Origin of the sequence: Bradyrhizobium sp. SZCCHNRI3043, assembly GCF_032377735.1 — a bacterium.
Taxonomy (GTDB): domain Bacteria; phylum Pseudomonadota; class Alphaproteobacteria; order Rhizobiales; family Xanthobacteraceae; genus Bradyrhizobium.
Genome location: NZ_JAUHID010000001.1, coordinates 1,108,029 through 1,131,810 on the forward strand (window position 1 = coordinate 1,108,029; position 23,782 = coordinate 1,131,810).

Sequence of the window (23,782 nt, forward strand, 5' to 3'; positions counted from 1 at the left end):
CGCGTTGCGGCCAGGGGGCCATCCCACCGGACTCAGGCGCTGATCCGGAGCAATGAAAGGCTTCGCTCCAATGTCGTCTCAGCCGTGCCTGACGCATCGACCTGGAGCCAATCGAGAGCGCCGATGTCGTAATGTTCCTGATCCTCGGTAACTCCGATCGTTGCATCGGACGCATCGGCGACTCGATGGTGAATCCGCTCCTGCCGGCTGCGTAAATCTGCGACGAGGAAGAGGCCGGCAAAGGGCGCCTTCAGCCGCTTCGCGAGATCATGGATCTCCTGTCGTTCATCCGGACGTGCAAACACGGCGTCGACGATCACCGTGAAGCCTTGTGAGAGCACGCGGCCGGCCAGCGTCGTCAACTCTCGATAGACCCGAGCACTCGATTCCGGCGTATAGGCCGCAGCCGGGAGGCGTTCGGTTTCCTTCACGCCAGACAGTTGCTTGCGTAGCACGTCGCTGCGCAACACGATTGCTCCCGGTGGAGGCACCAAGAGAGGAGCGAGAGCCCGGGCGAGCGCAGATTTTCCCGTTCCCGACAGGCCTCCGACCGCGATCATCCTCGGCTCTGCCGGCCGGATCAGGCTGCGTGCAAGTTGAAAGTAGCTCTCTGCGGTCTCGATCGTTGCGGAGCGATCAGCGTCCGAGTGTTCGGCATCACCGCGGTCGCGCCTTGCGACAAAGACTTGCGCACGGATGGCGGCCCGGATCGTCGTGAACAGAGGCAGTGCAGCCAATCCTCCGGTCTGGTCAGGCGCTGCGGTCGAGAGGTAGCGGTTCAAGAGACGGTTGGCGGCGACCGGCTGCTCGAAGTGCAAGAGGTCCATCAGTGGAAAGGCGAGATCGTAGAGGACGTCGATCGTGGCGATCCGGTCGTCGAACTCGATGGCGTCGAACAGCACCGGCTTGTCGTCAATGAGGACGATGTTGGCCAGATGGAGGTCGCCATGGCAGCGTTTCACGTGCCCCTCATTTGCACGTTGCTCGAGCAGGGGTCGGAGACGTGCGAAGGCCGAGTGGCAAAGGACGCGGAGTTCTTCGACCTCCGTTTCGCCAAATCGCGAGACTGTCCGAAAGCTGGCGACGAATGCGTCGATCCAAATCGGAATGGACTCCGTCCACCCATTGGAGGAGCTCCGAACGGCGACTGCATGCGACGCTGCGATCGTCTCTGCCAGACGCTCGCCCAATCCGGCGTCCAGCTGCTGGCGGCGAGAAAGATGATCAAGCGTCTGGCTGTCATCGAAGCGACGCATCTCGACGGCATATTCGACCGGAGTGCCCGATCCATCGACATCGAATGATCCGTCAGGCGCCTTGGTGATGGCGACCACACGCAGATAGATGTCCGGAGCAAACGGGTGATTGATCTCGATTTCCTTTGCGCACGCGGCCTTGCGCTGATCGAGCGTCGAATAGTCCAAAAATGGCAGCCGAACGGCGCGCTTAATCTTCAGGGCGCGGTCACCGATCAGAAACACGGAAGCCGCGTGCGTGTCGATCCGGCGGACACCTGGATGTCGGGTGGTATTGCCCAAGAAGGAGAAGACCAGTTCCTGATCGGATGGTGATGCCATGGGCGGTGTTGCCACGTTCACTTCAAAAGTCCGGGATAAGCACCGCCGCGCCGACGACGTCACCCCGCCTCAGGCGGGCCAGAACGTCATTTGCGTCGGACAGCGGATAGGGCGTCGTATGGGTCCGTATTTGAGCCTGCTGCGCGACCCGCAGGAAATCGAGACCGTCTTGTCGCGTCAGGTTGGCGACAGACACGACCTGGCGTTCTCCCCAGAGGAGGGAATACGGGAACGTCGGAATGTCGCTCATATGAATACCTGCGCAGACCACCCGGCCACCCTTCCGAACAGCCCGCAGAGCGGCCGGAACAAGCTCGCCAGCCGGCGCGTAGATGATGGCCGCGTCCAGAGCAACATCGGGACGCTGGCCCGCCGCTCCGGCCCATGTGGCGCCAAGTTGGCGCGCGAAATCCTGCGCAGCTTGGTCGTGCTCGCGGGTGAACGCATAGATATGGCGCCCCTGCCAGCGGGCCACCTGGGCAACGATGTGACCGGCCGCGCCGAATCCGTAGATGCCAAGCCTCTCGGCTTTCCCTGCCATGACCAGAGACCGCCAGCCGATCAGGCCGGCGCACAGCAACGGCGCGATGGCAATGTCATCCTCCAAACCGTCGAGCGGGAATGCGAAATTTGCGTCCACGACGGCGTGGGTTGCATAGCCGCCGTTGCGTGTGTAGCCGGTAAACGTGGGCTGGTCGCAGAGATTTTCCATACCTCGTGCGCAGAACATGCAATGGCCGCACGTATGCCCCAGCCATGGAATTCCGACGCGCGCGCCGAGCTTGTGCGTCGTCACGCCAGGACCAATCTGGTCGACATGACCGACGATCTCGTGTCCGGGGACGATCGGATACCGAATGTCGGGAAGCTCACCGTCGTACACATGCAGGTCAGTGCGACACACGCCGCATGCCCTGACCTTGACGCGGATCTCACCGGGACCAGGATCGGGGTCCGCGAGCGTCTCGGGCTGCAGAGGCGCTCCAGGCTTTCGCAGAACCATCGCTCGCATCGGAGAGCCTCCCGGACGAAGTTGCAGGGTAATAAGATAATCAGCCCGGCAATCGTTTGATGCTCATCAAGGACTTGGTACGAATACTGCGGCCTACCGAGCAGAGCCGGCAGGTGCAGTCAGGGAACGGAGCGGTATCGCCTCCGTGACTATGCTGGGATGATAAGTCGCGCTAGACCCGCTGCGGATTGAAACTAAGATCAATCCTCGGGATTCACCCGCCTTTCACCAACGGATGTTGGACGTGCAAATGTCGACCTACCGATTGCGGAACCTGCTTTTGCCACGCTCCATCGCTCTGATCGGAGGGAGTCCGCGACCGAACTCGGTAGGGAAGGCCATTCTCGACAATATCGTCAAGGCGCGGTTCGAGGGCAAGCTTGGCCTGGTCAATTCTCGCTATCGGGAGATATCCAATATCGCAGCCGTTGGCAGTCTCGCCGAACTGGCGTTCGTGCCGGAACTGGTGGTGATCACGACGCCACCCCCTTCGATCCCGGATCTCATCGATCGCGCAGGCGCGTTGGGGACGGCAGGAGCTCTGATCATTACCTCGGGTCTGGGACACGGAGAGGGGTCGCTTGCCGACCAGACCGAGAAGGCAGCGCAGAAATACGGCATGCGCCTCATTGGACCGAACTGTCTCGGCATCATGATGCCGACCATCAAGCTCAATGCGAGCTTTTCGGCGCACATGCCGGTTGTAGGCAGCCTGGCGCTCATTTCACAGTCCGGCGCTATCGCGGCGGGGATGGTAGATTGGGCTGCTCAGCGCGGTGTTGGGTTTTCCGGAATCGTCTCGATCGGCGACCAGTTGGACGTCGATCTCGCAGATCTTCTGGACCATTTCGCGTTGGACGGTGGGACCCGCGCGATCCTGCTCTACATCGAAGCTGTCAAGGACGCTCGAAAGTTCATGTCCGCGGCGCGAGCGGCGGCAAGGGTCAAGCCGGTTGTGGTCGTGAAATCGGGCCGCGGTGCCGTCGGTGCGCGAGCTGCGGCGACACATACGGGCGCGCTGGCGGGAGCGGATGCCGTCTACGATGCGGCTTTTCGCCGGGCCGGCGTTCTGCGGGTCTCCGATCTGCGCGAGCTGTTCGACTGCGCCGAAACGCTGGGGCGGGTGGAGTCGCCCATGGGCAAGAGGCTCGCCATTCTCACGAATGGCGGCGGGATCGGCGTGCTCGCCGTGGATCGACTGGTCGAGCTCGGAGGCGTACCTGCCGCACTTTCGCCGGTCGTCCACGACAAACTCGATGCCATCCTGCCGCCGACCTGGTCCGGATCCAACCCGGTCGACATCGTCGGCGATGCCGATGCCGCACGCTACACGCTCGCGCTCGAGGCGCTGCTCGCCGATCAAGCCAACGATGCAATTCTCGTCATGAACGTTCAGACCGCGATTGCATCCGCGAGCGCCATTGCCACGGCTGTCACCGAGTTCGTCAGTACCTATCGAAAGCAGCACCAGCGCTGGGCAAAGCCGGTTCTGGCGGCATGGGTCGGTGCGGAGCAGCCGGTCATCGAAACCTTGAGCGGGGCAGGAATTCCGAACTACCCAACCGAGGATGATGCCGTTCGTGGCTTCATGCATCTCGTTCGTCATCGGGAGGTGGTCGAATCGCTTGCCGCTGTCCCGCCGGCGATGCCGAGCTCTTTTGCGCCCGACGTCGAGGCAGCCCGCAAAATTGTAGCGACGGCCCTCGCCGACGGGAGGACTTGGCTCGATCCGGTCGAGATCAGTCGCCTGCTGGAGGCCTACGATATTGCGATGGTGCCGACGTTCGCGGCGTCTTCGGTCGACGAGGCGGTCGGGTATGCGGTGCAGTTGTTCGCTCAGGGCACAACTGTCGTGCTCAAGATTTTGTCGAGAGACATCATTCACAAGTCCGACGTCGGCGGTGTCGTGCTCAATCTGACCACGGCCGAGGCCGTGCGTAACGCGGCGAACGAGATCATGGCCCGCGCGAGGGCCGTTCGGCCCGACGCACGGATTTCCGGCGTGATCGTGCAAGCCATGATCGTCCGCGCCAAGGCGCGGGAGCTGATCATGGGCATTGCCGACGATCCAACCTTCGGAACCGTGATTGTGTTCGGCAGGGGCGGTACCGCCGTCGAGATCATCAACGACAAAGCGCTCGGTCTGCCTCCGCTCGATCTCCATCTGGCGCGCAACCTCATCGAGCGGACGCGCGTCTCACGATTGCTGCACGCCTATCGTGATGTCCCGGCGGTCAAGCCCGATGCAGTCGCACTGGTGCTGGTCAAGCTTGCGCAGCTTGCAGCAGATGTTCCCGACATTCGCGAGCTCGATATCAATCCGCTGCTCGCGGACGAGAGCGGCGTCATGGCCGTCGATGCGCGCGTCGCCGTCGGCAGGGTTCCGCCGAAATTCAAAGGCTCTGGTCCGTCGAATTTCGCCGTTCGGCCGTATCCGAGCCAATGGGAACGGCATCTCCAGGTCAAGGACGGCTGGCGAATCCTTGCGCGACCGATCCGACCCGAGGATGAGCCAACCATTCATGAGTTCCTCAAGCATGTCACCGCGGAAGACCTGCGTCTTCGATTCTTTGCCCCCATGAAGGAGTTCACGCACGAGTTCATCGCGCGCCTGACGCAGCTCGACTATGCGCGCGCGATGGCTTTTGTGGCTCTCGATGAAGCGACCAACGAACTGGTCGGCGTCGTGAGGATTCACTCCGACTCGGTTTACGAGAGCGGAGAGTACGCGATCCTGTTGCGGTCGGATCTCAAGGGACGCGGACTCGGCTGGGCGTTGATGCAGCTGATCATCGAATACGCCAAGGCCGAAGGCCTGAAGATGATTTCCGGCGACGTGCTGCAGGAGAATGTCGTCATGCTGGAGATGTGCAGGAACCTCGGTTTCGAGGTCAAAACCGATCCGACCGAACGCGACCTCTGCAACGTCAAGCTCAGGCTTTGAGCTCAGGCTTCGATTGCCTCTCACCTGCTTCAGCAGGATGGGTTCAAGTCGCACGGCGGTCGTTGGGCGGCGGGCTCGCCGCCTCGCCTTCGGAGCCGCCATGCGAGCGGAGAGTTCTGATGATCATCGTCGCAATGGGAACGATGAGCAGCGGAATGAGGCTGTTGAGCGGATGGTTGACCACGCTCGAGATATGGGCCTGCAGAGCTCGTGCTTCCAATTGCAGCGAGTCCATGGACGAGGAGTGAATCTCGTTGGCTAGTTCGAGTTCCCTGCCGGACGGTGCACGGGATGCGATGATCAGCAGGATCGCCGCAATCGCGACATTGCAGGCTCCGAGTGCTGCGGCTGCCACGACCGCGGAGGTGATCTGGACCAATGCAAGATAGGCCGCCAGCTCGAACATCAGGAGGCCAAAGACGGCAATCAGCGCCGCAAAGGCCCGGAGGCCGAGCCCGACGAGCAGGTGCCGGAGCCTGATGTCGGCAATGACCCGGTCCGTCCGCCAGAGAAGGCGCAAATGTTTAACGACATTCTCAGTATCCACTTAAGTTCTCCGCAGTAGGAGGCCAACGGCAAGACCGAGGGCGAAGGCCGAAGCTGTCGCCACGATCGGACGGTCCCTGATCATCCGCTCCACCTGAACGTCTGTCTCACTTAGACGCATGTCCAGCGCCTCGATCGCTGCAGCGAGCATTCCGGCGGCTGGTTGCGCGTCCGGGTTGTCACGCGTCGCCCCCGCGCCCCGCAGCAGCTGGCTTAGCTCACGCGTCAGGCTGTCCAACTCGGTCCTGAGCGTCGTCGGGTCGATAGCCATGTTTTGTCCTCGCGCCAAAATCACTGTAGAACGCAGTCCGGCGCGATGCTTGATTTCGCTCAACCCGTTGCGCTGACGGCATTGACGCAGATCAAGCGAGGCAGATCGGCCGGATCTAGGAACGGGTGTGCCTCGGCACGCCGACTGAGGGAGACATCCAATTGCGTGCTCATCCGGGACTGACGGCCGCTGCGACGGAGGATGTGCTTGAGCTTCGTCCGAGCGGATCATGGGTGTCCCTCAACGTGGCGGAGCTCGAGAGTTTGACCAGCTCTGCCGGCACCAGGGTCAACAGCGCGAAAGCCGTGAAGCTTGATCTCGGTGCCGTGAGCGAGATCGATACCGTCGGTGCCTGGTTGCTCGAGAAGCTCAGCCGCCGTGCCGCCGCTGGCGGTCGTCGGGTCGAGATGACCGGGGTGGCAGAAAACTACATCGGCCTGGTCGAGGAGGTCCGGCAGGTCAATCGACGAGCGGTCGAGCCGGCACCGAGACTGAATCCGGTCCTCGCCAAACTCACGGACCTCGGTCGTTCGAGTCTGGGGGCAGCCCAGGACGTCAAAGTGTTCCTGGACATGTTGGCCGCGCTGTCCTTTGCTCTGCTGCGGACGCTACGTCGGCCGCGATCTTTGCGCGTGACCTCTCTCGTCTATCAGATGTACCGCATCGGATGGCAGGCTATTCCAATCGTGGCGTTGATCACTTTCCTGATCGGCGCCATCATCGCCCAGCAGGGGATCTTCCATTTTCGACGTTTTGGTGCCGAATCCTACGTGGTCGATATGGTGGGAATTCTGGTCCTGCGCGAGCTTGGCGTTCTGATCGTCGCGATCATGGTGGCAGGGCGATCGGGAAGCGCCTACACGGCGGAACTTGGATCGATGAAGATGCGCGAGGAGATCGATGCGCTGGTGACGATGGGGCTGGATCCCGTCGAGGTGCTGATCCTGCCCCGCATCGTTGCGTTGATCTTGACCTTGCCAATTCTCGCCTTCATCGGCTCGATGGCTGGCCTGTATGGGGGAGGGCTGGTGGCCCAGCTCTATGGTGGCATGGGACCGGCAATCTTCATCGCCCGGCTACACGATGCCATCTCGGTCACCCATTTCGAAGTGGGAATATTGAAGGCCCCGTTCATGGCCTTGGTGATCGGCATTGTCGCCTGCAGTGAAGGACTTCGTGTGAAAGGTAGTGCCGAATCGCTGGGGCAACAAACCACGACATCCGTGGTGAAATCCATTTTCCTGGTTATCGTGCTCGATGGTCTATTCGCCGTGTTTTTTGCGTCCATTGGAATGTAGCAATGGATGATCTTGGAGTGTCCAGCGCGATCCGCGTGACCGATCTCGTCGTCGGGTTCGGCCGGCAGCTCGTTCTGAACGATCTTTCGCTCGACGTTCGTCGCGGTGAGATTCTCGGTTTGGTTGGCGCGTCAGGCGGCGGGAAATCCGTCCTGATGCGGACGATCATCGGCCTCATTCCTCGGCGCAGCGGGACCATCGAGGTCATGGGGACACCCCTTGGTGGCGCCGAAGAGCGGACGACACAGGCTGCGGCGAGGCGTTGGGGAATTCTGTTCCAGCAGGGAGCTCTGTTCTCGTCTCTGACGGTCAAACAGAACGTTCAATTTCCGCTGCGCGAGAGCCTGCAGATGTCGCAGGGCTTGATGGATGAGATCGCGATAGCCAAGCTCGAAATGGTCGGCCTTCGCGCAGAGGACGGTGATAAATTCCCAGCCGAACTATCCGGCGGCATGACGAAGCGCGCCGCGCTGGCGCGCGCCCTCGCTCTCGATCCGGCGATCGTATTTCTTGACGAGCCGACCTCCGGCCTCGATCCGATTTCCGCCGGCGATTTCGACGCCCTGATCAAGACGCTCCAACTGACGTTGGGATTGACGGTGTTCATGGTGACGCACGATCTCGCCAGTCTGAACACGGTCTGCGACCGGGTCGCTGCTTTGGCCGACGGCAAGATCGTGGCAATTGGCCCTATGAGCGATCTCCTTCGATCAGAACACCCTTGGGTCAGAGCCTATTTTCACGGCAAGCGATCCCAGATGCTGCAACCAAAAGCGAGTTGAAAGATGGAAACCCGTGCGCCTTTCGCTGTCATCGGCGGCTTCGTGCTGGCGGCCATCGTCGCGATCTTTGGCTTCGTTTACTGGCTCAACAACACTGGAGGACTCGGGCCTCGCACGACCTATCACGTGCAGTTCGAGGGCTCAGTGCCCGGCCTGCTGGTCGGGGCTGCCGTTCTGTTCAACGGAATTCGGGTCGGCGAGGTGACTGAGCTGGGCCTGGCGCCGAACGATCCGCGTCGGGTCAACGCAACGATTTCCGTGGCGTCGACGACTCCCGTGCGCGCCGACACCAAGGTGGGTCTGGAATTCCAGGGGCTGACAGGAGTGCCGGTGATCGCGCTGGAGGGCGGCTCGTCGGCAGGAGCGGCGAGTGCCATATCGACACTGATTGCAGAACCGGGCGCCGGACAAAGCATGACGCAGGCCGCCCGGGACGCCCTGCGGCGCGTCGACGCAGTGCTTGCGGAGAATGCCGGGCCGCTCAAAGACACGATCGCCAACCTCAAGACATTCTCGGACGGCCTTGCGCGGAATACCGGCAAGCTCGATGGAATCGTCTCGGGTCTGGAAAAAATGACGGGAGGCGGCGCTCCAGCACAGAAGGTCACCTATGATCTGAGCGCGCCGCGAGAACTGGGGCCGGTCAACAAGACCATCAAGGGTCAGCTCGCGATTCCTGAGCCCACGGCCGTGGCGATGCTGCAGACTCAGCGCATGTTGTTCACGCCGACAAAGGACTACCCGGGGTTCGGTGATTTCCTCTGGGCTGACAGCATCCCCAAGTTATTGCAGTCACGTCTGATCGATGCCTTCGAGAATTACGATGTGGCCCACGCTCCGCTGCGGACATCCGATCTCGGCCAGCCGGATTTTCAGCTGCTGATCGATGTCCGCCGTTTCCGTATCAATGGCGACACCGCCGCGGCGGAGATTGGTCTGTCGGCTCGCCTCGTCGACAAGAACGGCAAGGTCATCGCGTCACGGCTGTTTGACGAAAACCAGCCCGTTGCGCGGCTTGATCCTGCTGGTGCCGTGTCCGCCTTCAACGAGGCCTTCGGCCGGGTTGCCAAGTCGATTCTGACCTGGACGATACAGGCGCTTTGAATCGACGGGGCTATTCCAAGCTCTTCAAATACGAGAGCAGATCGTGGATCTGCGGCGGCGCAAGCTGGAATTGGGGCATGGCCGGGTGACCAGTCACGATCCCCTCCGCGAGCGCTTCGCCCAATGATTCGATCGGGTAGCGGAGATGCAGGTTTCGGAACGGGGGTGCCGGTTCGAAGGGACTCTCTCCCGTTCGACCGATGGCATGACATCGTGCGCAGTGGGCCTTCGCGAAGGCCTGCCCACGTTGCTGCGACGTCGACGCCGCGTAGGAGGGTGTCACCAACGCTATCGCGGCGAGAAGGTGGCACAGAACAAGCCGCTGCATTCACAATGTCCGTTGGCGCTGGCAATGGCGGCCACGATAGGGCCCGGATTGTTGGTTCGTTTGATTTGAATCAATCGGAACTTCGAGCGTCCGTTAGAATGCAATCATTATATCCTTGCGCTTGGCCCAGCGGAGCCCCGTATGAAGACGTCTCTTGTTGCAGTCGATTTCCATGGGCAGGCCTGTGCCGATTGTGCCGTGCGGGGATTCAGTGTCTGTGCGTCGCTCGACCAGTTCGAAATGCGTGAATTCGAGCAGCTCAGCCGCCGGGCCCATTTTACGACCTGCGAGACGGTTTTCGCGCAAGAAGATACGTCGTCCTGCTTCTACAATTTATTGGATGGGGTCATGAGGCTCTACAAGCTTCTCCCCGACGGACGCAGGCAGATCGTCGGATTTGCGCTGCCTGGCGACTTCGTCGGCATGACGACGGAGGAACGGCATGGATTTTCGGCCGACGCAATCGGTCCCGTCACCGTCTGCCAGTTCGCAAAGGGACCGTTCGGACGCTTTGCCGAGGACAAGCCGAACCTGCTGCGGCGGATGAACGAACTGGCCGTGCAGGAGCTGAATCAGGCGCGTGATCACATGGTACTTCTCGGACGCCGATCAGCCGAGGAGAAGGTCGCGACATTCCTCGTTGGCTGGAGGGACCGGCTGGTGGAGCTTCGGGGACCCTCTAACATGGTACCGTTGCCGATGAGTCGGCAGGATATCGCCGACTATCTCGGGCTCACCATCGAGACCGTCAGTCGAACGTTCACGAAGCTCGAACGGGAGGGCATCATCGCGATCCTGCCCGGGGGCGTCTCGCTTCGAGATTCGGCGCGAGCTGAAGCTATGGCTGCTGCCTGACGTCGCTGGCGAAACCCGCATTGCATTGATCTGGATCAAGGACTGCCGCGCAGCCGATAGGGAACTGTGTCTCAAACTCGAACAGGGGAGAGAGACATGCCGCTCGACGCTATGATGGTCAGCTTTGCAGTTGTGGGGGTTTTTGTCGGGTTCGCTGCGGTCCTGCTTTGGGCTGATTCACAGACAAGACATCGGGTGTGAGGTACAGGCTGCCCTTGGGCTGCGGCATCTTGCGCTCAGAAGAGTAGCGCTGCTGGTCCGACGGGCGGCTGGACGACTCTCACGCGCTGCACAATGTATGCCGGGCCGCCTCTCGGGGGCGGAAACGCCTCCGGCGTCGATTGGCAGATGGCTTCGCCTTGAGCGTTCGCCGCATTTTCCTGGACAATCCGCCGATCTGCCGTATTCCGAAGTGCAATGAAATCGAGGATCGGTGGTCGCAAGTCCGAGGGATCGTCTTTGCTGGTGGCTGTAGGCGTGTCCATAGTCCCCTGACATCCGCGGGGGCCTTGGCCACCGGCTTTGGACAGCTCCCTTGGGCGGCGGTATTCGGACGCCTGGGAGATGCGGTGTGACTGAGGAAAAGCGGGCGAGCGTCCGACCTACCAACAACGGCAAACTGTCGGTGCTGCGTCAGCATCCGATTTTTCGTGAACTCGAGGCCGATGCGGTCGATCAGCTCTGCCGCTACGCCAAGCCGACATCGCTCAAGCGCGGTTCAACCATCTTCTCAAAAGGCGATCCTGGCTCAAGCTTGTATGCCGTGATCAGTGGCACCGTCAAAATCAGTGTCTCGTCGCCCGACGGCCGCAATGCCATCCTGAACCTGATCAGCGCGGGTGAGATATTCGGCGAAGTCGCCGTGCTCGACGGCCGAGAACGCACAGCCGACGCAACGGCCAATACGAACTGCGAGATTCTGGTCATCGATCGGCGCGAATTCCTGCCGTTCGTGAAGAGCCAGCCGGTGCTGGCAATGAAATTCATCGAGCTGCTTTGCGATCGGCTGCGCTGGACCAGCGACCAGGTCGAGCAGGTCATCCTTCAGGATCTCCCCCGCCGCCTTGCCAGTGCGCTGCTCGGCCTGACCGACAAGCGCAAGCTGGATACCGCAAGCCGCACCATCGCCATCACTCAGCAGGAGATCAGCGAAATGGTCGGCATGACGCGGGAGAGCATCAACAAGCAGTTGCGTGCATGGGCCGCGCGGGACTGGGTCCGCCTCGAGCACGGGGCGATCGTGCTTCTGAATCCCGAGCCGTTACGCGGATTGGCGGAGGCCGGTCAAGACGAAGACGAGTAGAGGCGGCGAGGCATTTTCCGACGTCCTACCTAGCCGGTGATGGCCGTATCCCGCCGACGGCGAGCTGGATTTCCCCTGGGGGCGGACATGAACAGCGCGCTGATCGAGATCGTCTCGCCGGCCGCGAGCGCGTGAAGGACGGCGTTTATGGTTTGGTGGCACCAGCACAACAGGACGGCCATCGCTTCGGGTCAGGAAGCCGCGCTGTTCAGGACGTAGCGGGTGAAGACCGCCCAAGTGATGACGGCTGAGATCAGCACGAGCGCCGTTACGCCCACGATGACGCAAGCGGGATACAGCGCATCCATCGCCCGGCGATAGAGTCCGGCCATCGTAAGCCTCTTGATCGTCCGAACCGAGCGTGCGGTCTATGCGATGTCCTGAATGCGCTTGATCATTTCTTGGTACTTCGGACCGTATTTGTCCCAGACCGGCTTCACGGCCTTCTGGAACGGCGCCTTGTTGGCGATTTCGACGATCTCGGAGCCACCGGCCTTGGCCTTCTCAATCGCTTCCCGCTCGTAGGCCTTCCAGAGTTCGCGCTCCTCCATCTGCGCTTCGCGCGCGAACTTCTTGATCAAGGTCTGGTCGTCGGTCGACAGGTTTGCCCAGGACCGCTTCGAGAACACGAGGATTTCCGGAATGACGAGATGCTGGGTGAGCGAATAGTACTTCGCTGCCGTGTAATGATTGCTGAAGACGTAGCTCGGCGGATTGTTTTCGGCCCCGTCGATCACGCCGGTCTGCAGCGCGCTGAAGACCTGATCGTAGCCCATCGCGACGCCGTTGCCGCCAAGCGCGTTCATCATGTCGATGAAGATGGGATTGCCGATCACACGGATCTTCAGCCCCTTGACGTCCTCGACCGTCCTGATGGGCTTCCTGGTGTTGTAGATGCTGCGCGCGCCCGAATTCATCCAGCAGAGTGCGACGAGATTTGCGCTGGCATTGGCGCTGACGCGGTCCAGAAGGTCCTGACCGATCGGACCGTCCATCATCTTTTCAGAATGTTCGATGCTCTTGAACAGGAAGGGCATGTTGACGACGTTGACGTCGTCGACGATCGGGCCGAGCGCGCCGGCGCTGACCCGCAGCATCTGGATCGCCCCGATCTGGGTCTGCTCGATGGTCTCTTTCTCGCCGCCGAGCTGAGCGGAGGGATACATCTGGATCGACAGCCTGCCGTTGGTTGCCGCTGTAAGCTTTTTGCCGAGGTTTTCTGTTGCTGCAACCGTCGGATAACCCGGCGGCTGAACGTCGGATGCCTTGAACACCGCCTTCGATTGCCCAAGGGCGGCCGAGATCGGCGGCAGCGTTGCAACGCCCGCAAAGCCCACGCTCAATCTGATGAAATCGCGTCTTTTCATGGCGTCTCTCCGACGGAATGATCGTGTCGCCGCAAGGTTCGATGCGATCATCTCGTTAGCTTGGTTGATCGAAATACTCTGGATTCTTGGTCTGAATTTCAGAGATGTCGTCGAGCAGGCGTTCCAGATGACTCGCCATGGCAGCCCGGGCACGATCCGGATCGCGCCGCTCGATGGCCTGAAGGATTGGTTCGTGCTCTGCGATCACTTCGGCCATCCGTCCGATCTGCGGCAGGGTCAGTCGACGATAGCGGTCGACGTGAACCTTGACCTGAACGATCAGTTTCCAGATCCCGGGATAGCCCGCGACCTCGGCGATGCCAGCGTGAAACATCTCGTCCGCCTGGTGGAAGGCTTCGCGATCCTTTGCGGCACAGGCCTCGCGCTGACGTTCGAGGGTCGCATGAAGGTTGAGCAACTGGCTCGATGTCGCATGCTCGGCGGCCATCCGAGCGGTGGTCTCTTCGAGAGACTTTCGGATGATGATGGTCTCGGGGAGTGCTGCGACCGGAATGCGCGAGACGAAGATGCCGGACTGCGGAAAGATCTCGACCAACCCTTCATCCGAGAGTTTCAGAATGGCCTCGCGGACCGGTGTCCTGCTGACACCATAGGTCGTCGCAATCTGCGCTTCCGAGATCGGCTCCCCCGGCAGGCGCACGAGCGACACGAGTTCGGACCTGAGATCGGTGTAGATGCGTGACGCTGCTGTCGCGCCGCGGGGCCGACCATTGCGGCGCATGCGGGCAACCACAGGCCGTGGCGCTGGGGCCATTTTCCTCGGGGCTCGACTGGACATGTGCGTTTCCTCAACTGATATATTAATATATGAAGCTGGCTTTGCAATCGAAATTGCCGGTCAGCTGAGGGCTGGGCATGGTGCGCTGCGACGTAGATCGTTCGCAGGAGAGCGCCCCCGAGCGCGCAACAGAAGCCTATCGTCTTTTGATGCAGTCTTCACCTTGCCCCTGGCGGCGGATCGGTTGTTGTCGATGGTGACTTGCCGCGTCCAGAAACAGGCCCAACGTTTGCGGTGGAGCAGACACGCACGAATCTTGTTCATGCGAATGCCTCGCGAATGCTCTCGGCGGACGCATTCTTTGGTGCTACGAATCGGGCATGAACCAGCAGACTCGGGTCGACATCCGCCATTCCACCTGCCCGCACGATTGTCCGTCGGCCTGCGCGCTCGACGTCGAGGTGCTCGATCGAAAGACGATCGGCCGCGTTCGCGGCTCGAAACGGCAGACCTATACGGCTGGCGTGGTTTGCGCCAAGGTCGCGAGATATGCCGAGCGGATTCATCATCCTGAGAGGCTGATGCATCCGATGCGTCGCGTCGGCCCGAAAGGCTCAGGGCAATTTGCACGCATCTCCTGGGACGAGGCGTTGGACGTGATCGCCGAGCGGTTTCTCCAGGTGGAGCGCGACTTTGGCGCTCAGTCGGTCTGGCCATATTATTACGCGGGCACGATGGGTCTCGTGATGCGCGATGGCCTCAACCGTCTCACCCATGTGAAGAAGTACTCGCGGTTCTACTCGACGATCTGCGCCAATGTCGCGCGCATCGGCTTTGCCATCGGCACCGGGAAGATTGCCGGCGTCGATCCGCGGGAGATGGCGCTCTCGGATCTGGTCGTGATCTGGGGCACGAACCCGGTGAACACGCAGGTCAATGTCATGACTCATGCGGCGCGCGCCCGGAAGGAACGAGGCGCCAAGATCGCGGCGATCGATGTCTACGACAATGAGACCATGAAGCAGGCCGACATCAAGGTCATCCTGCGACCTGGGACCGACGGCGCATTTGCCTGCGGCGTGATGCACGTGCTGTTTCGCGATGGCTATGCCGACCGCGCCTATATGGAGAAGTACACGGATTGTCCTGCCGAACTCGAAGCGCATCTGGAGACCCGGACGCCGCAATGGGCATCGCAAATCTCTGGCGTTCCCGTGGCCGAAATCGAGGCGTTCGCCCGTCTGGTCGGAGAGACGAAGCGGACTTTCTTCCGACTGGGTTATGGTTTCACTCGCAGCAGGAACGGCGCGACGCAGATGCATGCGGCATCGTGCATTCCCGCGGTGACCGGCGCCTGGCAGTATGAGGGAGGCGGAGCCTTCTTCAACAACGCGGCGCTGTGGCATTTCGATGAATCGATCATCGAGGGCCATGATGCCGTCGATCATTCCACCCGCTTTCTCGATCAGTCGCAGATTGGGCGTATCCTCACCGGGGATCGAGCAGCGTTGTGCGGCGGTCCGCCGGTCAAGGCGATGCTGATCCAGAACACCAATCCGATGACGGTGGCGCCCGAGCAGGAGCTGGTTCGCAACGGATTTGCGCGCGAGGATCTTTTCGTCGCGGTCCACGAGCAGTTCATGACCGAGACGGCGCAGATGGCGGATATCGTGCTGCCCGCCACGATGTTCATGGAGCATGACGATCTCTATTACGGCGGCGGCCATCAGCACATTTCGATCGGACCGAAGCTGATCGACCCGCCCGGCGAGTGCCGGTCCAATCATGAGGTGCTGCAGGGCCTGGCGCGCCGGCTGCGGGCGGTGCATCCGGGCTTCGAGATGTCGCCGCGCGAGCTGATCGATGCGACGTTGAAGAAGAGCGGCCATGGCGATATCGCCGGGCTCGAGGCCGATGTCTGGCGCGACCTTCAGCCGGACTTCCGCACCTCGCACTATCTCGACGGCTTCGCGCACAGCGACGGGAAATTTCACTTCAAGGCCGACTGGGCGCATCCACTATTCGGCCGCGTCATGGGCAATCCTGAACGCATGCCGTCGTTGCCCGACCATTGGGCGGTGACCGAAGAGGTCGATCAGCAGCATCCGTTTCGGCTTGCGACCAGCCCCGCGCGCTCGTTCCTCAACACCTCCTTCAACGAGACGCCATCGTCGCAGGCGCGGGAAGGGGGACCCTCCGTCATGATCCATCCGCTCGATGCAGCCCCGCTTGGCATTGTCGACGGCGATATCGTCACGCTCGGCAATGAGCGTGGCCAGACCTCGCTTGCGGCCCGGCTGTTCGACGGAGTCCGGCGCGGGGTGCTGATCGCCGAATCCATCCATCCCAATCGCGCCCATGTCGGGGGGCGGGGCATCAACGTGCTCACCGCTGCCGACACCGTCGCGCCGATCGGGGGCGCGGCCTTTCACGACAACAAGGTCTGGCTGCGCAAATCGGCCGGGTGACGCCGACCTGGACGGGTCATCGAAAATATTTTTTAGAATCAATGGCTTGATGTCATGTCTTAGTGTACTGGCCGCGGCCGGGAAGACTTCGTTTACCCAATCGCTCCGCATTATCGAATCTTCTTGAGCGGCGCTCATTTTTGCGATATCTATTTTGAGCGTTGCTCAAAATTGAAGGAGTGATCCCATGCCGGCTCTCAGCTTTCGCGGTCCGCAGCTTTTTCCCGTCGTCGATCTCCAGCCGTTGCTGAACGGTTTGGCTCGGGCTGCGTCTCACCTTGTGGCGGCACGCGTTGAGCGCATCGCCAACGCCTGTGACGTTGCCGGCCTGCTGGCCGCGCGGCGCGCAAGGCGGGTGCCCGGAGACCGGCTTTTTCGCGCAGCTGCTCGCGGGGGACGCCGGCCTCGCCGCTGTGGCCTGTTCGGCTGCTTCCACTACCTGAGTGAGCTGAGTTGATCACGGCTCAAATCCCCGGCTCATACGCAAGGAAGCGGTCACCATGTCCTCGCGTCCCATAACCTCCGTCCAGCTGCCCTCGGTCTGGATAAGCCTTTTGCACACGACCTTCGGGCTACTCTTCGTGCTGGTCGGCGGCCAACAACAGAACGGCAGACCGCATGACCGCGTCTAACAGGGTGCATCACCGGCACCACCTCATTTCATCACCAACCTTCAAGACTCTTGCCATCCTTGCGGCCGAGCCGCCGCAGCACACCAGGAAACGACCATGATCAAGCAGTTGATGTCGTCGCGCCGTTTTGCCCCGCTGTTCTGGGCGCAATTCTCCTCGGCGCTGAACGACAACGTCCTGAAGAATGCGCTCGTCATCATGCTGCTCTATGGCGCCATGGCCGTGCATGGCGATGCGCTGGTGACCGTGGCCGGTGCGGTGTTCATCTTCCCATTCTTCATTCTTTCGGGACTCGGCGGCGAGTTGGCCGACAGGTACGTCAAGGGCATCGTCGCGCGCAGGCTGAAGTTCGCCGAGATATTCGCTGCCGGCTTCGCGGCGCTGGGTTTCTTCATGCATTCGATCCCGCTGCTGTTCGTCGCCCTCGGCATGTTCGGTGTCATCGCCGCGCTGTTCGGCCCGGTGAAATACGCCATGCTGCCGGACCAGCTGACGGTCGGTGAGCTCGCCACCGGCAATGCGCTAGTGGAAGGTGCGACCTTCATGGCCATCCTGATTGGCACCATCGCCGGCGGCCAGCTTGTCTCCGGCTCCTCGCACATGGGCTGGGTCGCTCTCGCGGTGATCGGCCTTGCCGTCATCTCCTGGGCCTCCGCCTCGCGCATCCCGCACACGGTGCCGTCCGCGCCGGATCTGCGGATCACAGCCAACCCCTGGACCTCGACCTTGCACCTTCTGAAGTCGTTACATGCCGCGCCCCGGCTGTGGGACGGCATGGTGATCGTGTCCTGGTTCTGGCTGGTGGGTGCCGTCGTGCTGTCGCTGCTGCCGGCCCTGGTCAAGGACGTCGTCGGCGGTACCGAGGGCGTCGTCACCCTGTGTCTCGCCATCTTTGCGGTCGGCATCGCGATCGGCTCGCTGTTCGCCGCGCATCTTAGCCACGTCAGGCCGAATCTTGCGCTGGTGCCGATTGGCGCCATCATCATGGGCGTGCTCGGCCTCGACTTGTCCTGGGCGATCGGCACGACGGAGATCGCAACGGGAATCACGCCGCTGGGATTCATCGGCTCCTGGTCAGGCTCGCGCATGCTGTTCGATTTCGCCTTGTTCGCCTTCGGCGGCGGCCTCTTCGTGGTTCCTGCGTTCGCCGCTGTGCAGGCGTGGTCGGAGCCCACCGAGCGCGCCCGGGTCATCGCCGCCGGCAACGTGCTGCAGGCCGCTTTCATGGTGGTCGGCTCGCTGGGCGTGGCTGGCCTGCAGGCTGCAGGCGTCTCGATCGCCTGGATCTTCTTCGGTCTGGCCTTGGCGAGCTTCGGCGCCGTCTGGTTCGTGCTCACCAAATGGGGCAGAGAGGGCGTGCGCGACTTCGGCGCGATGCTGTTTCGGGCCTTGTTCCGCACCGAGGTGCGCGGGCTGGAGAACCTGCCGCCGGCCGGCACCCGCATGCTGATCGCGCCGAACCATGTCAGCCTGATCGACGGCCCGCTGCTCCACGCGGTGCTGCCGATCGATGCGACCTTCGCCGTCGACACCGGGATCTCCAAGGCCTGGTGGGCGAAGGTCTTCCTGAAACTTGTGAGCCACATCACGATCGACCCGACCAAGCCGCTCGGTGCTCGCGATCTGATCAAGCTGGTCGCCAGCCAGGAGCCGGTGGTGATCTTCCCGGAGGGCCGCATCACGGTGTCGGGCTCGCTGATGAAGGTCTATGACGGCACCGCGATGATCGCCGACAAGGCCGACGCCGTCGTGGTGCCGGTCCGCATCGAGGGCGCGCAGCGCTCGCATCTCAGCTATCTCAAGGATGGCCAGATCAAGCGCTCGTGGTTTCCCAAGGTGACGGTGACGATCCTGCCGCCGGTGAAGCTCACCATCGATGCGGCTCTCAAGGGCAAGACCCGCCGCAATGCAGCTGGCGCTGCGCTGCAGGACGTGATGATCGAAGCCATGGTCAAGAACGCCATGCTGGATCGGACGCTGTTCGAGGCGCTCGCCCATGCCCATCGCGACCACGATACCGGCAAGGTGATGATCGAGGATCCGCTCGGCACCAAGCTGACCTATCGCAAGCTGCTGCTTGGCTCGCAGGTGCTCAGCCGCAAGCTCGAGCAGGGCACGATGGTGGGCGAGAACATCGGCCTGTTGCTGCCGAACTCCGCCGGCGTCGCCGTCGTCTTCATGGCGCTGCAGTCGATCGGCCGCGTGCCGGCAATGCTGAACTTCTCCGCCGGCCCGGTGAACGTGCTGGCGGCGATGAAGGCGGCGCAGGTCACGACCGTTCTGACGTCGCGGGCCTTCATCGAGAAGGGCAAGCTCGACAAGCTGATCGCAGCGATCGAGGGGCAGGCCCGTCTGGTCTATCTCGAGGACGTCAAGGCCTCGGTCAGCCTGGCCGACAAGATCAAGGGGATGATCGACGGCACCAAGCCGCGCGTCGCCCGCAATGCCGACCACCCGGCCGTGATTCTGTTCACGTCCGGCTCGGAAGGCACGCCGAAGGGCGTTGTCCTGTCCCATCGCAACATTCTGGCGAATGCTGCGCAGGCATTGGCGAGGGTTGACGCCAACGCTAACGATCTTGTGTTCAATGTTTTGCCGGTGTTCCACTCCTTCGGCCTCACCGGCGGCATGATGATGCCCATGTTGGCGGGCATCCCCATCTATATGTACCCGTCGCCGCTGCACTACCGGATCGTGCCCGAACTGATCTACCAGACCGGTGCCACCATCCTGTTCGGCACCGACACCTTCCTGACTGGTTACGCGCGCTCCGCCCATGCCTATGATTTCCGCACCCTGCGGCTGGTCATCGCCGGCGCCGAGCCGGTCAAGGACCGGACACGGCAGATCTACATGGAGCGTTATGGCATCCGCGTTCTCGAAGGCTATGGCGTCACGGAGACCGCGCCGGTGCTGGCGATGAACACGCCGATGGCCAACCGTGTCGGCACCGTTGGCCGCCTGTCGCCGCTGATGGAGTACCGGCTCGACAAGGTGCCGGGCCTCGAGGAGGGCGGACGCCTCTCGGTCCGCGGCCCCAACGTCATGCTCGGCTATGTCAGAGCCGAAAATCCGGGTGTGCTGGAGGCACTGCCGGAGGGTTGGCACGACACCGGCGACATCGTCACCATCGACGCGCAGGGCTTCATCACGATCAAGGGCCGCGCCAAGCGCTTTGCCAAGATCGCCGGCGAGATGGTGTCGCTGACGGTGGTTGAGCAGATTGCCGCGACGCTATGGCCGCAAGCGGCATCGGTCGCGGTCTCGATTCCCGACCAGCGCAAGGGCGAGCGCATCGTGCTGATCACGACGCAGAAGGATGCCGAGCGCTCCGCGATGCAGCGCCAGGCCAAGGCGCAAGGCGCGCCGGAGCTGGCGGTGCCGGCCGTCGTGATGGTGGTCGACAAGATCCCGCTGCTCGGTTCCGGCAAGACCGACTATGTCGGCGCCAAGGCGCTCGCCGAGGCGATTGCGGCAACAGCCACGGTCGAGCGTGAGCCGGAAGAGCGGGAAGTCGCGTGATTGCATCGCTGCGCCGGCGTTCTCAGCACATTGGCCCCCGCGACGCGGGGGTCGTTCTGCTGCATGGTATCGCCGGCCGATCATTGATGCTGCGTCCGCTGGAAAAGCGGCTGCAGCGAGCTGGTTTTGCGACGTTGAACCTCGACTATGAAAGCCGCAAGAAGCCGCTCGAGTTTCTTGCCGAAGACATCCGCCCGGCCATCGCCGATTTTGCCGCGGGGATCGGCGGGCCGATCCACTTCGTCACCCATTCGATGGGCGGGCTGCTGGCACGGGTCGCGATCGCGAAGCATCGTCCGGCACGGCTCGGCCGTGTCGTCATGCTGGGAACGCCCAATGGCGGCAGCGAGCTCGCCGACCGGCTGCAGAATGTCGGGCTCTATCGCACCTATTTCGGTCCGGCCGGCCTGCAGCTGGTGACGGCGAAAGACGTCACGCTCGCCTCTCTGCCGCCCGCCGATTACGAGATTGGCGTGATCGCCGGCAACCGTTTCCTCGATCCGATCGCCGGCCTGTTCCTGCTGCCATGGCCGAACGACGGCCGTGTCTCGGTCGAGAGCTGCAAGCTCGCCGAGATGACGGACTACACCGTGATCAAGGCCTCGCATATGGGCCTGCTGGTGCATCCGACGTCGTTCCGGCAGACCATCGCTTTCCTGCACACCGGACAGTTCGATCCAGCGCGTCCGCGGCTGCACGGTGTCATCGCCGAGATCGGCCGCCGCGCGGCCAGCTGACGCAAGTTTTCCTTGCCCGCGGCGGCTATCCCGCGCCAATCTCGCATCCAACATCAAGCAACGGGCAAGGCGATGACCGACGACAGCGTGATTCTCGACAAGCGCGGGCAGGCCCTCTGGATCACCATCAATCGTCCAGAGAAGCGCAACGCGCTGAATGGTGACGTCATCGCCCGGATCTCGCGCGGCTATCGCCAGGCGCATGACGATCCGCAGGTTCGCGTGATCGTGCTGACCGGCGCGGGAGACAAGGCATTCTGTGCGGGCGCCGACCTGCAGAACTCGGGCGCGGCCTTTGCGATGGATTTCTCCCGCCCCAATGTCGACTACGCCGATTTGCTCAGGCTGTCGCAGAATGCCACCAAGCCCGCGATCGCGCGCGTCGGCGGCGTCTGCATGGCCGGTGGCATGGGGCTGTTGTGCATGACCGACATGGCGGTCGCGGCCGATCACGTCATCTTCGGCCTGCCGGAGGTCAAGGTCGGCGTGTTCCCGATGCAGGTGCTGAGCCTGTTGCAGAGCATCGCGCCACCGCGACTCGTCAACGAATGGGCGCTGACGGGCGAGCCGTTCGATGCCAAGGCTGCACAGGCTGCGGGGTTGCTCAACCATGTTGTTCCCGCCGCCGAGCTCGATGCCAAGATCGAGTGGCTGATCGGCCGCATCGTCGACAAGTCGCCGACCGCCATCCGCCGCGGCAAATACGCCATGCGCGCCATCGCGTCGATGTCGTTCGACGAGGCGATCGCCTATCTCGAAAGCCAGATCGCGCTCTTGGCGATGACCGAGGACGCCAAGGAAGGCCTGAAGGCGTTCGCCGAGAAGCGCAAGCCGGTGTGGCCGGGGAAGTAGCGCGCGGCAGGTGGATCGCTTGACGGCGGCTCTGTTGTTCCAGCTGTCATGCTCCGCGAAGGCGGAGCATCGCTCGTTCCTCGGCTAGCGCGCAGCTTTACGCGCGCCTCGGGGACCCAATTCCCGGCGCTCGTTCATGCACAGGCCAAGCGCTCTGAGCGGGATCCATCGGATCGTGGGTGACGAGATCAAGGATCTCGTTGTTGGCGAAGCCGATCGCCATTGGTCGTATCACGTCTGGCACAACGCCCAGATCGTAGAATTCGGCTACCGCCCCATCAATCCGAAACCAGTTTTCGCAGGCACCGGTGTCGAGATTGATCAATTGGATTCCGCACCACGGTTCAGAATCGGTTTCGGCCAACCTGCGATCCAGTGCGAGACCCTCGAAACGCTCATAGCGAGGTTTCGACAAGCCAACGAAGGCATAGTTGCCGAAAAACGCGAGCCCGCGCACGAAGCCGGGACAGAATGCCAGAACGTGGAACGTCGCGCCGGCTGCTGAACGCTCGATCCATCCGATCTCCCCCGTGCCCGAGTTGAGCACCCACAATCTCCCGCGATAGAGCCGAGGGGAATGAGGCATCGAGAGACCATCGATCACTATCTCATTGGAGTGCACGTCGATGACGATGCCGCCATCGGAACGACGGTCGCGCCAGCCGTCGACGGTGTCCGATCTGCTGATCGCCGTAACGTAGCGCGGGGCGCCGTCTTCGATGGCAAGTCCGTTCAGATGACATCGGTCCTCCTTGACGATCTTCGAAATGAAGGAAGGCTTCCACAGCGGCGTGAAGCTGTGCCGTTCCGATGTAGAGGCAAGACAATTGTAAAGCGTGTTGACGAAGACGATGCGGCCGTCGCTCAGCATCCCCACGTCATGAACATCGAGCTCGCCAGTGGTGAAGATCTGGCGCGGGACATAACAGGCATCGTGCAGATCGTTGATCTGCTGCCCGGGCGCAAGTACGTTCCTGAATCTCAAGATCTGGAACATCGTGGCGAGCAGGATCGTATCGCTGTCCACGACGCAGATTCCCATGGCCTTGTGAAAGAGGCGCTCGTGGACCAAGAGCCCGCCGTCGGCATTCTGACCCAGGAAATAGAATTTGCCGGATTGATAGGACGAACCCGCGATGGCGATGCGCTGAGAACCAAGAAAGCCGGGCAGTCCGGGTGACATGGAATACCGAACCGCTTCACTGCCGGCCTGGCCAACCTGTTCCGCGGGAAGGCGTACGCAAGTTCGATCGGCTGGCAGAATCTCGTTTGATTCGAATGTCGGTACGTCGTCACGACGGCCCATGGATGCTTCTCCAAACGGCGGTGAACCCGACAAGAGGCAGGCCTCTTCAGCGCGGCCTAGGAGAGTGCCTCGAAAGACGGGAACGGCTTAAGACTTTTTGGTCGATGTGCCATCATCTTCTGGTTGTCCAGTAATTCTT

19 protein-coding genes are annotated in these 23,782 nt (G+C 62.0%); 10 read left to right on the plus strand and 9 right to left on the minus strand.

Annotated features, from left to right (window positions below; all coding sequences use genetic code 11):
- Nucleotides 1-32: 32 nt before the first annotated feature.
- Both QX124_RS05375 and QX124_RS05380 read right to left on the minus strand, forming a co-directional pair.
- Nucleotides 33-1,577, minus strand: coding sequence for an AAA family ATPase (locus QX124_RS05375; RefSeq protein ID WP_315796561.1), 1,545 nt, complete (start codon nucleotides 1,575-1,577; stop codon nucleotides 33-35).
- 22 nt (nucleotides 1,578-1,599) lie between these two features.
- The gene (locus tag QX124_RS05380; RefSeq protein ID WP_315796562.1) at nucleotides 1,600-2,589 is read right to left on the minus strand and encodes a zinc-dependent alcohol dehydrogenase family protein; all 990 of its coding nucleotides are present in this window, start codon (nucleotides 2,587-2,589) and stop codon (nucleotides 1,600-1,602) included.
- 250 nt (nucleotides 2,590-2,839) lie between these two features.
- Here QX124_RS05380 and QX124_RS05385 point away from each other — a divergent pair, with 250 nt between their 5' ends.
- Entirely contained in the window at nucleotides 2,840-5,533 is a 2,694-nt protein-coding gene (locus QX124_RS05385; protein WP_315796563.1) for a bifunctional acetate--CoA ligase family protein/GNAT family N-acetyltransferase, read from the plus strand.
- A gap of 43 nt (nucleotides 5,534-5,576) precedes the next feature.
- Here QX124_RS05385 and QX124_RS05390 read toward each other — a convergent pair whose 3' ends face one another.
- Together QX124_RS05390 and QX124_RS05395 are read right to left on the minus strand one after the other, a co-directional pair.
- Nucleotides 5,577-6,080 (minus strand): phage holin family protein, encoded by a 504-nt coding sequence (locus tag QX124_RS05390; protein ID WP_315796564.1) that lies wholly within the window; start codon nucleotides 6,078-6,080, stop codon nucleotides 5,577-5,579.
- A complete protein-coding gene (locus QX124_RS05395; RefSeq protein WP_315782850.1) occupies nucleotides 6,081-6,413 on the minus strand; it encodes a hypothetical protein in 333 nt (110 codons plus the stop codon). It abuts the gene before it with no gap.
- Nucleotides 6,414-6,511: 98 nt separating this feature from the next.
- On the opposite strand from QX124_RS05395, the gene QX124_RS05400 reads away from it, so the two are divergent.
- Genes QX124_RS05400 through QX124_RS05410 form a run of 3 tightly spaced genes read left to right on the plus strand, consistent with a single transcriptional unit; the run spans nucleotide 6,512 to nucleotide 9,534 of the window.
- Nucleotides 6,512-7,648: an ABC transporter permease gene (locus QX124_RS05400; RefSeq protein ID WP_315782848.1), complete on the plus strand. Its 1,137-nt coding sequence runs from the start codon at nucleotides 6,512-6,514 to the stop codon at nucleotides 7,646-7,648.
- A 2-nt stretch (nucleotides 7,649-7,650) separates the two neighbouring features.
- Nucleotides 7,651-8,430, plus strand: a complete 780-nt coding sequence (locus QX124_RS05405; RefSeq protein WP_315739035.1) for an ABC transporter ATP-binding protein — start codon at nucleotides 7,651-7,653, stop codon at nucleotides 8,428-8,430.
- 3 nt (nucleotides 8,431-8,433) lie between these two features.
- A complete protein-coding gene (locus QX124_RS05410) occupies nucleotides 8,434-9,534 on the plus strand; it encodes an ABC-type transport auxiliary lipoprotein family protein (protein WP_315782846.1) in 1,101 nt (366 codons plus the stop codon).
- 10 nt (nucleotides 9,535-9,544) lie between these two features.
- Here the strand turns inward: QX124_RS05410 and QX124_RS05415 are convergent, their stop codons facing one another.
- Entirely contained in the window at nucleotides 9,545-9,862 is a 318-nt protein-coding gene (locus QX124_RS05415) for a cytochrome c (RefSeq protein WP_315756127.1), read from the minus strand.
- A gap of 141 nt (nucleotides 9,863-10,003) precedes the next feature.
- Here QX124_RS05415 and QX124_RS05420 point away from each other — a divergent pair, with 141 nt between their 5' ends.
- Together QX124_RS05420 and QX124_RS05425 are read left to right on the plus strand one after the other, a co-directional pair.
- Nucleotides 10,004-10,717, plus strand: coding sequence for a helix-turn-helix domain-containing protein (locus QX124_RS05420; RefSeq protein ID WP_315782844.1), 714 nt, complete (start codon nucleotides 10,004-10,006; stop codon nucleotides 10,715-10,717).
- A 571-nt stretch (nucleotides 10,718-11,288) separates the two neighbouring features.
- Entirely contained in the window at nucleotides 11,289-12,020 is a 732-nt protein-coding gene (locus QX124_RS05425; protein ID WP_315739031.1) for a Crp/Fnr family transcriptional regulator, read from the plus strand.
- Nucleotides 12,021-12,211: 191 nt separating this feature from the next.
- Here QX124_RS05425 and QX124_RS05430 read toward each other — a convergent pair whose 3' ends face one another.
- From QX124_RS05430 to QX124_RS05440, 3 genes are read right to left on the minus strand one after another with little or no spacing between them, the layout of a single operon-like run.
- Nucleotides 12,212-12,352, minus strand: a complete 141-nt coding sequence (locus QX124_RS05430) for a hypothetical protein (protein ID WP_315782842.1) — start codon at nucleotides 12,350-12,352, stop codon at nucleotides 12,212-12,214.
- Between the two features lie 36 nt (nucleotides 12,353-12,388).
- Nucleotides 12,389-13,387: a TRAP transporter substrate-binding protein gene (locus tag QX124_RS05435; protein ID WP_315796565.1), complete on the minus strand. Its 999-nt coding sequence runs from the start codon at nucleotides 13,385-13,387 to the stop codon at nucleotides 12,389-12,391.
- Nucleotides 13,388-13,442: 55 nt separating this feature from the next.
- Entirely contained in the window at nucleotides 13,443-14,129 is a 687-nt protein-coding gene (locus QX124_RS05440) for a GntR family transcriptional regulator (RefSeq protein WP_315756124.1), read from the minus strand.
- A 377-nt stretch (nucleotides 14,130-14,506) separates the two neighbouring features.
- Between QX124_RS05440 and QX124_RS05445 the strand changes: the two genes are divergently transcribed.
- From QX124_RS05445 to QX124_RS05460, 4 genes are all read left to right on the plus strand, one after another.
- Entirely contained in the window at nucleotides 14,507-16,594 is a 2,088-nt protein-coding gene (locus QX124_RS05445) for a molybdopterin oxidoreductase family protein (RefSeq protein WP_315739027.1), read from the plus strand.
- A gap of 728 nt (nucleotides 16,595-17,322) precedes the next feature.
- On the plus strand, nucleotides 17,323-20,748 hold the full coding sequence (locus tag QX124_RS05450; RefSeq protein ID WP_315796566.1) for an acyl-[ACP]--phospholipid O-acyltransferase: 3,426 nt from the start codon (nucleotides 17,323-17,325) through the stop codon (nucleotides 20,746-20,748).
- On the plus strand, nucleotides 20,748-21,485 hold the full coding sequence (locus tag QX124_RS05455) for an esterase/lipase family protein (RefSeq protein ID WP_315796629.1): 738 nt from the start codon (nucleotides 20,748-20,750) through the stop codon (nucleotides 21,483-21,485). The genes QX124_RS05450 and QX124_RS05455 overlap by 1 nt, the downstream gene beginning before the upstream one ends.
- Before the next feature lie 72 nt (nucleotides 21,486-21,557).
- Nucleotides 21,558-22,337 (plus strand): enoyl-CoA hydratase/isomerase family protein, encoded by a 780-nt coding sequence (locus QX124_RS05460; protein WP_315796567.1) that lies wholly within the window; start codon nucleotides 21,558-21,560, stop codon nucleotides 22,335-22,337.
- Between the two features lie 97 nt (nucleotides 22,338-22,434).
- Here QX124_RS05460 and QX124_RS05465 read toward each other — a convergent pair whose 3' ends face one another.
- Nucleotides 22,435-23,643 (minus strand): TIGR03032 family protein, encoded by a 1,209-nt coding sequence (locus QX124_RS05465; RefSeq protein WP_315777057.1) that lies wholly within the window; start codon nucleotides 23,641-23,643, stop codon nucleotides 22,435-22,437.
- Nucleotides 23,644-23,782: the final 139 nt, after the last annotated feature.

Excerpts from the sequence above, each read along its gene's own strand:
- QX124_RS05375 (WP_315796561.1), bottom strand. The coding sequence starts at position 1,577 with ATGGCATCACCATCCGATCAGGAACTGGTCTTCTCCTTCTTGGGCAAT.
- QX124_RS05460 (WP_315796567.1), top strand. The coding sequence starts at position 21,558 with ATGACCGACGACAGCGTGATTCTCGACAAGCGCGGGCAGGCCCTCTGG.
- QX124_RS05445 (WP_315739027.1), top strand. The coding sequence starts at position 14,507 with ATGAACCAGCAGACTCGGGTCGACATCCGCCATTCCACCTGCCCGCAC.
- QX124_RS05405 (WP_315739035.1), top strand. The coding sequence starts at position 7,651 with ATGGATGATCTTGGAGTGTCCAGCGCGATCCGCGTGACCGATCTCGTC.
- QX124_RS05415 (WP_315756127.1), bottom strand. The coding sequence starts at position 9,862 with ATGCAGCGGCTTGTTCTGTGCCACCTTCTCGCCGCGATAGCGTTGGTG.
- QX124_RS05450 (WP_315796566.1), top strand. The coding sequence starts at position 17,323 with ATGATCAAGCAGTTGATGTCGTCGCGCCGTTTTGCCCCGCTGTTCTGG.
- QX124_RS05435 (WP_315796565.1), bottom strand. The coding sequence starts at position 13,387 with ATGAAAAGACGCGATTTCATCAGATTGAGCGTGGGCTTTGCGGGCGTT.
- QX124_RS05380 (WP_315796562.1), bottom strand. The coding sequence starts at position 2,589 with ATGCGAGCGATGGTTCTGCGAAAGCCTGGAGCGCCTCTGCAGCCCGAG.
- QX124_RS05385 (WP_315796563.1), top strand. The coding sequence starts at position 2,840 with ATGTCGACCTACCGATTGCGGAACCTGCTTTTGCCACGCTCCATCGCT.
- QX124_RS05465 (WP_315777057.1), bottom strand. The coding sequence starts at position 23,643 with ATGGGCCGTCGTGACGACGTACCGACATTCGAATCAAACGAGATTCTG.
- QX124_RS05440 (WP_315756124.1), bottom strand. The coding sequence starts at position 14,129 with ATGCGCCGCAATGGTCGGCCCCGCGGCGCGACAGCAGCGTCACGCATC.
- QX124_RS05420 (WP_315782844.1), top strand. The coding sequence starts at position 10,004 with ATGAAGACGTCTCTTGTTGCAGTCGATTTCCATGGGCAGGCCTGTGCC.
- QX124_RS05410 (WP_315782846.1), top strand. The coding sequence starts at position 8,434 with ATGGAAACCCGTGCGCCTTTCGCTGTCATCGGCGGCTTCGTGCTGGCG.
- QX124_RS05430 (WP_315782842.1), bottom strand. The coding sequence starts at position 12,352 with ATGGCCGGACTCTATCGCCGGGCGATGGATGCGCTGTATCCCGCTTGC.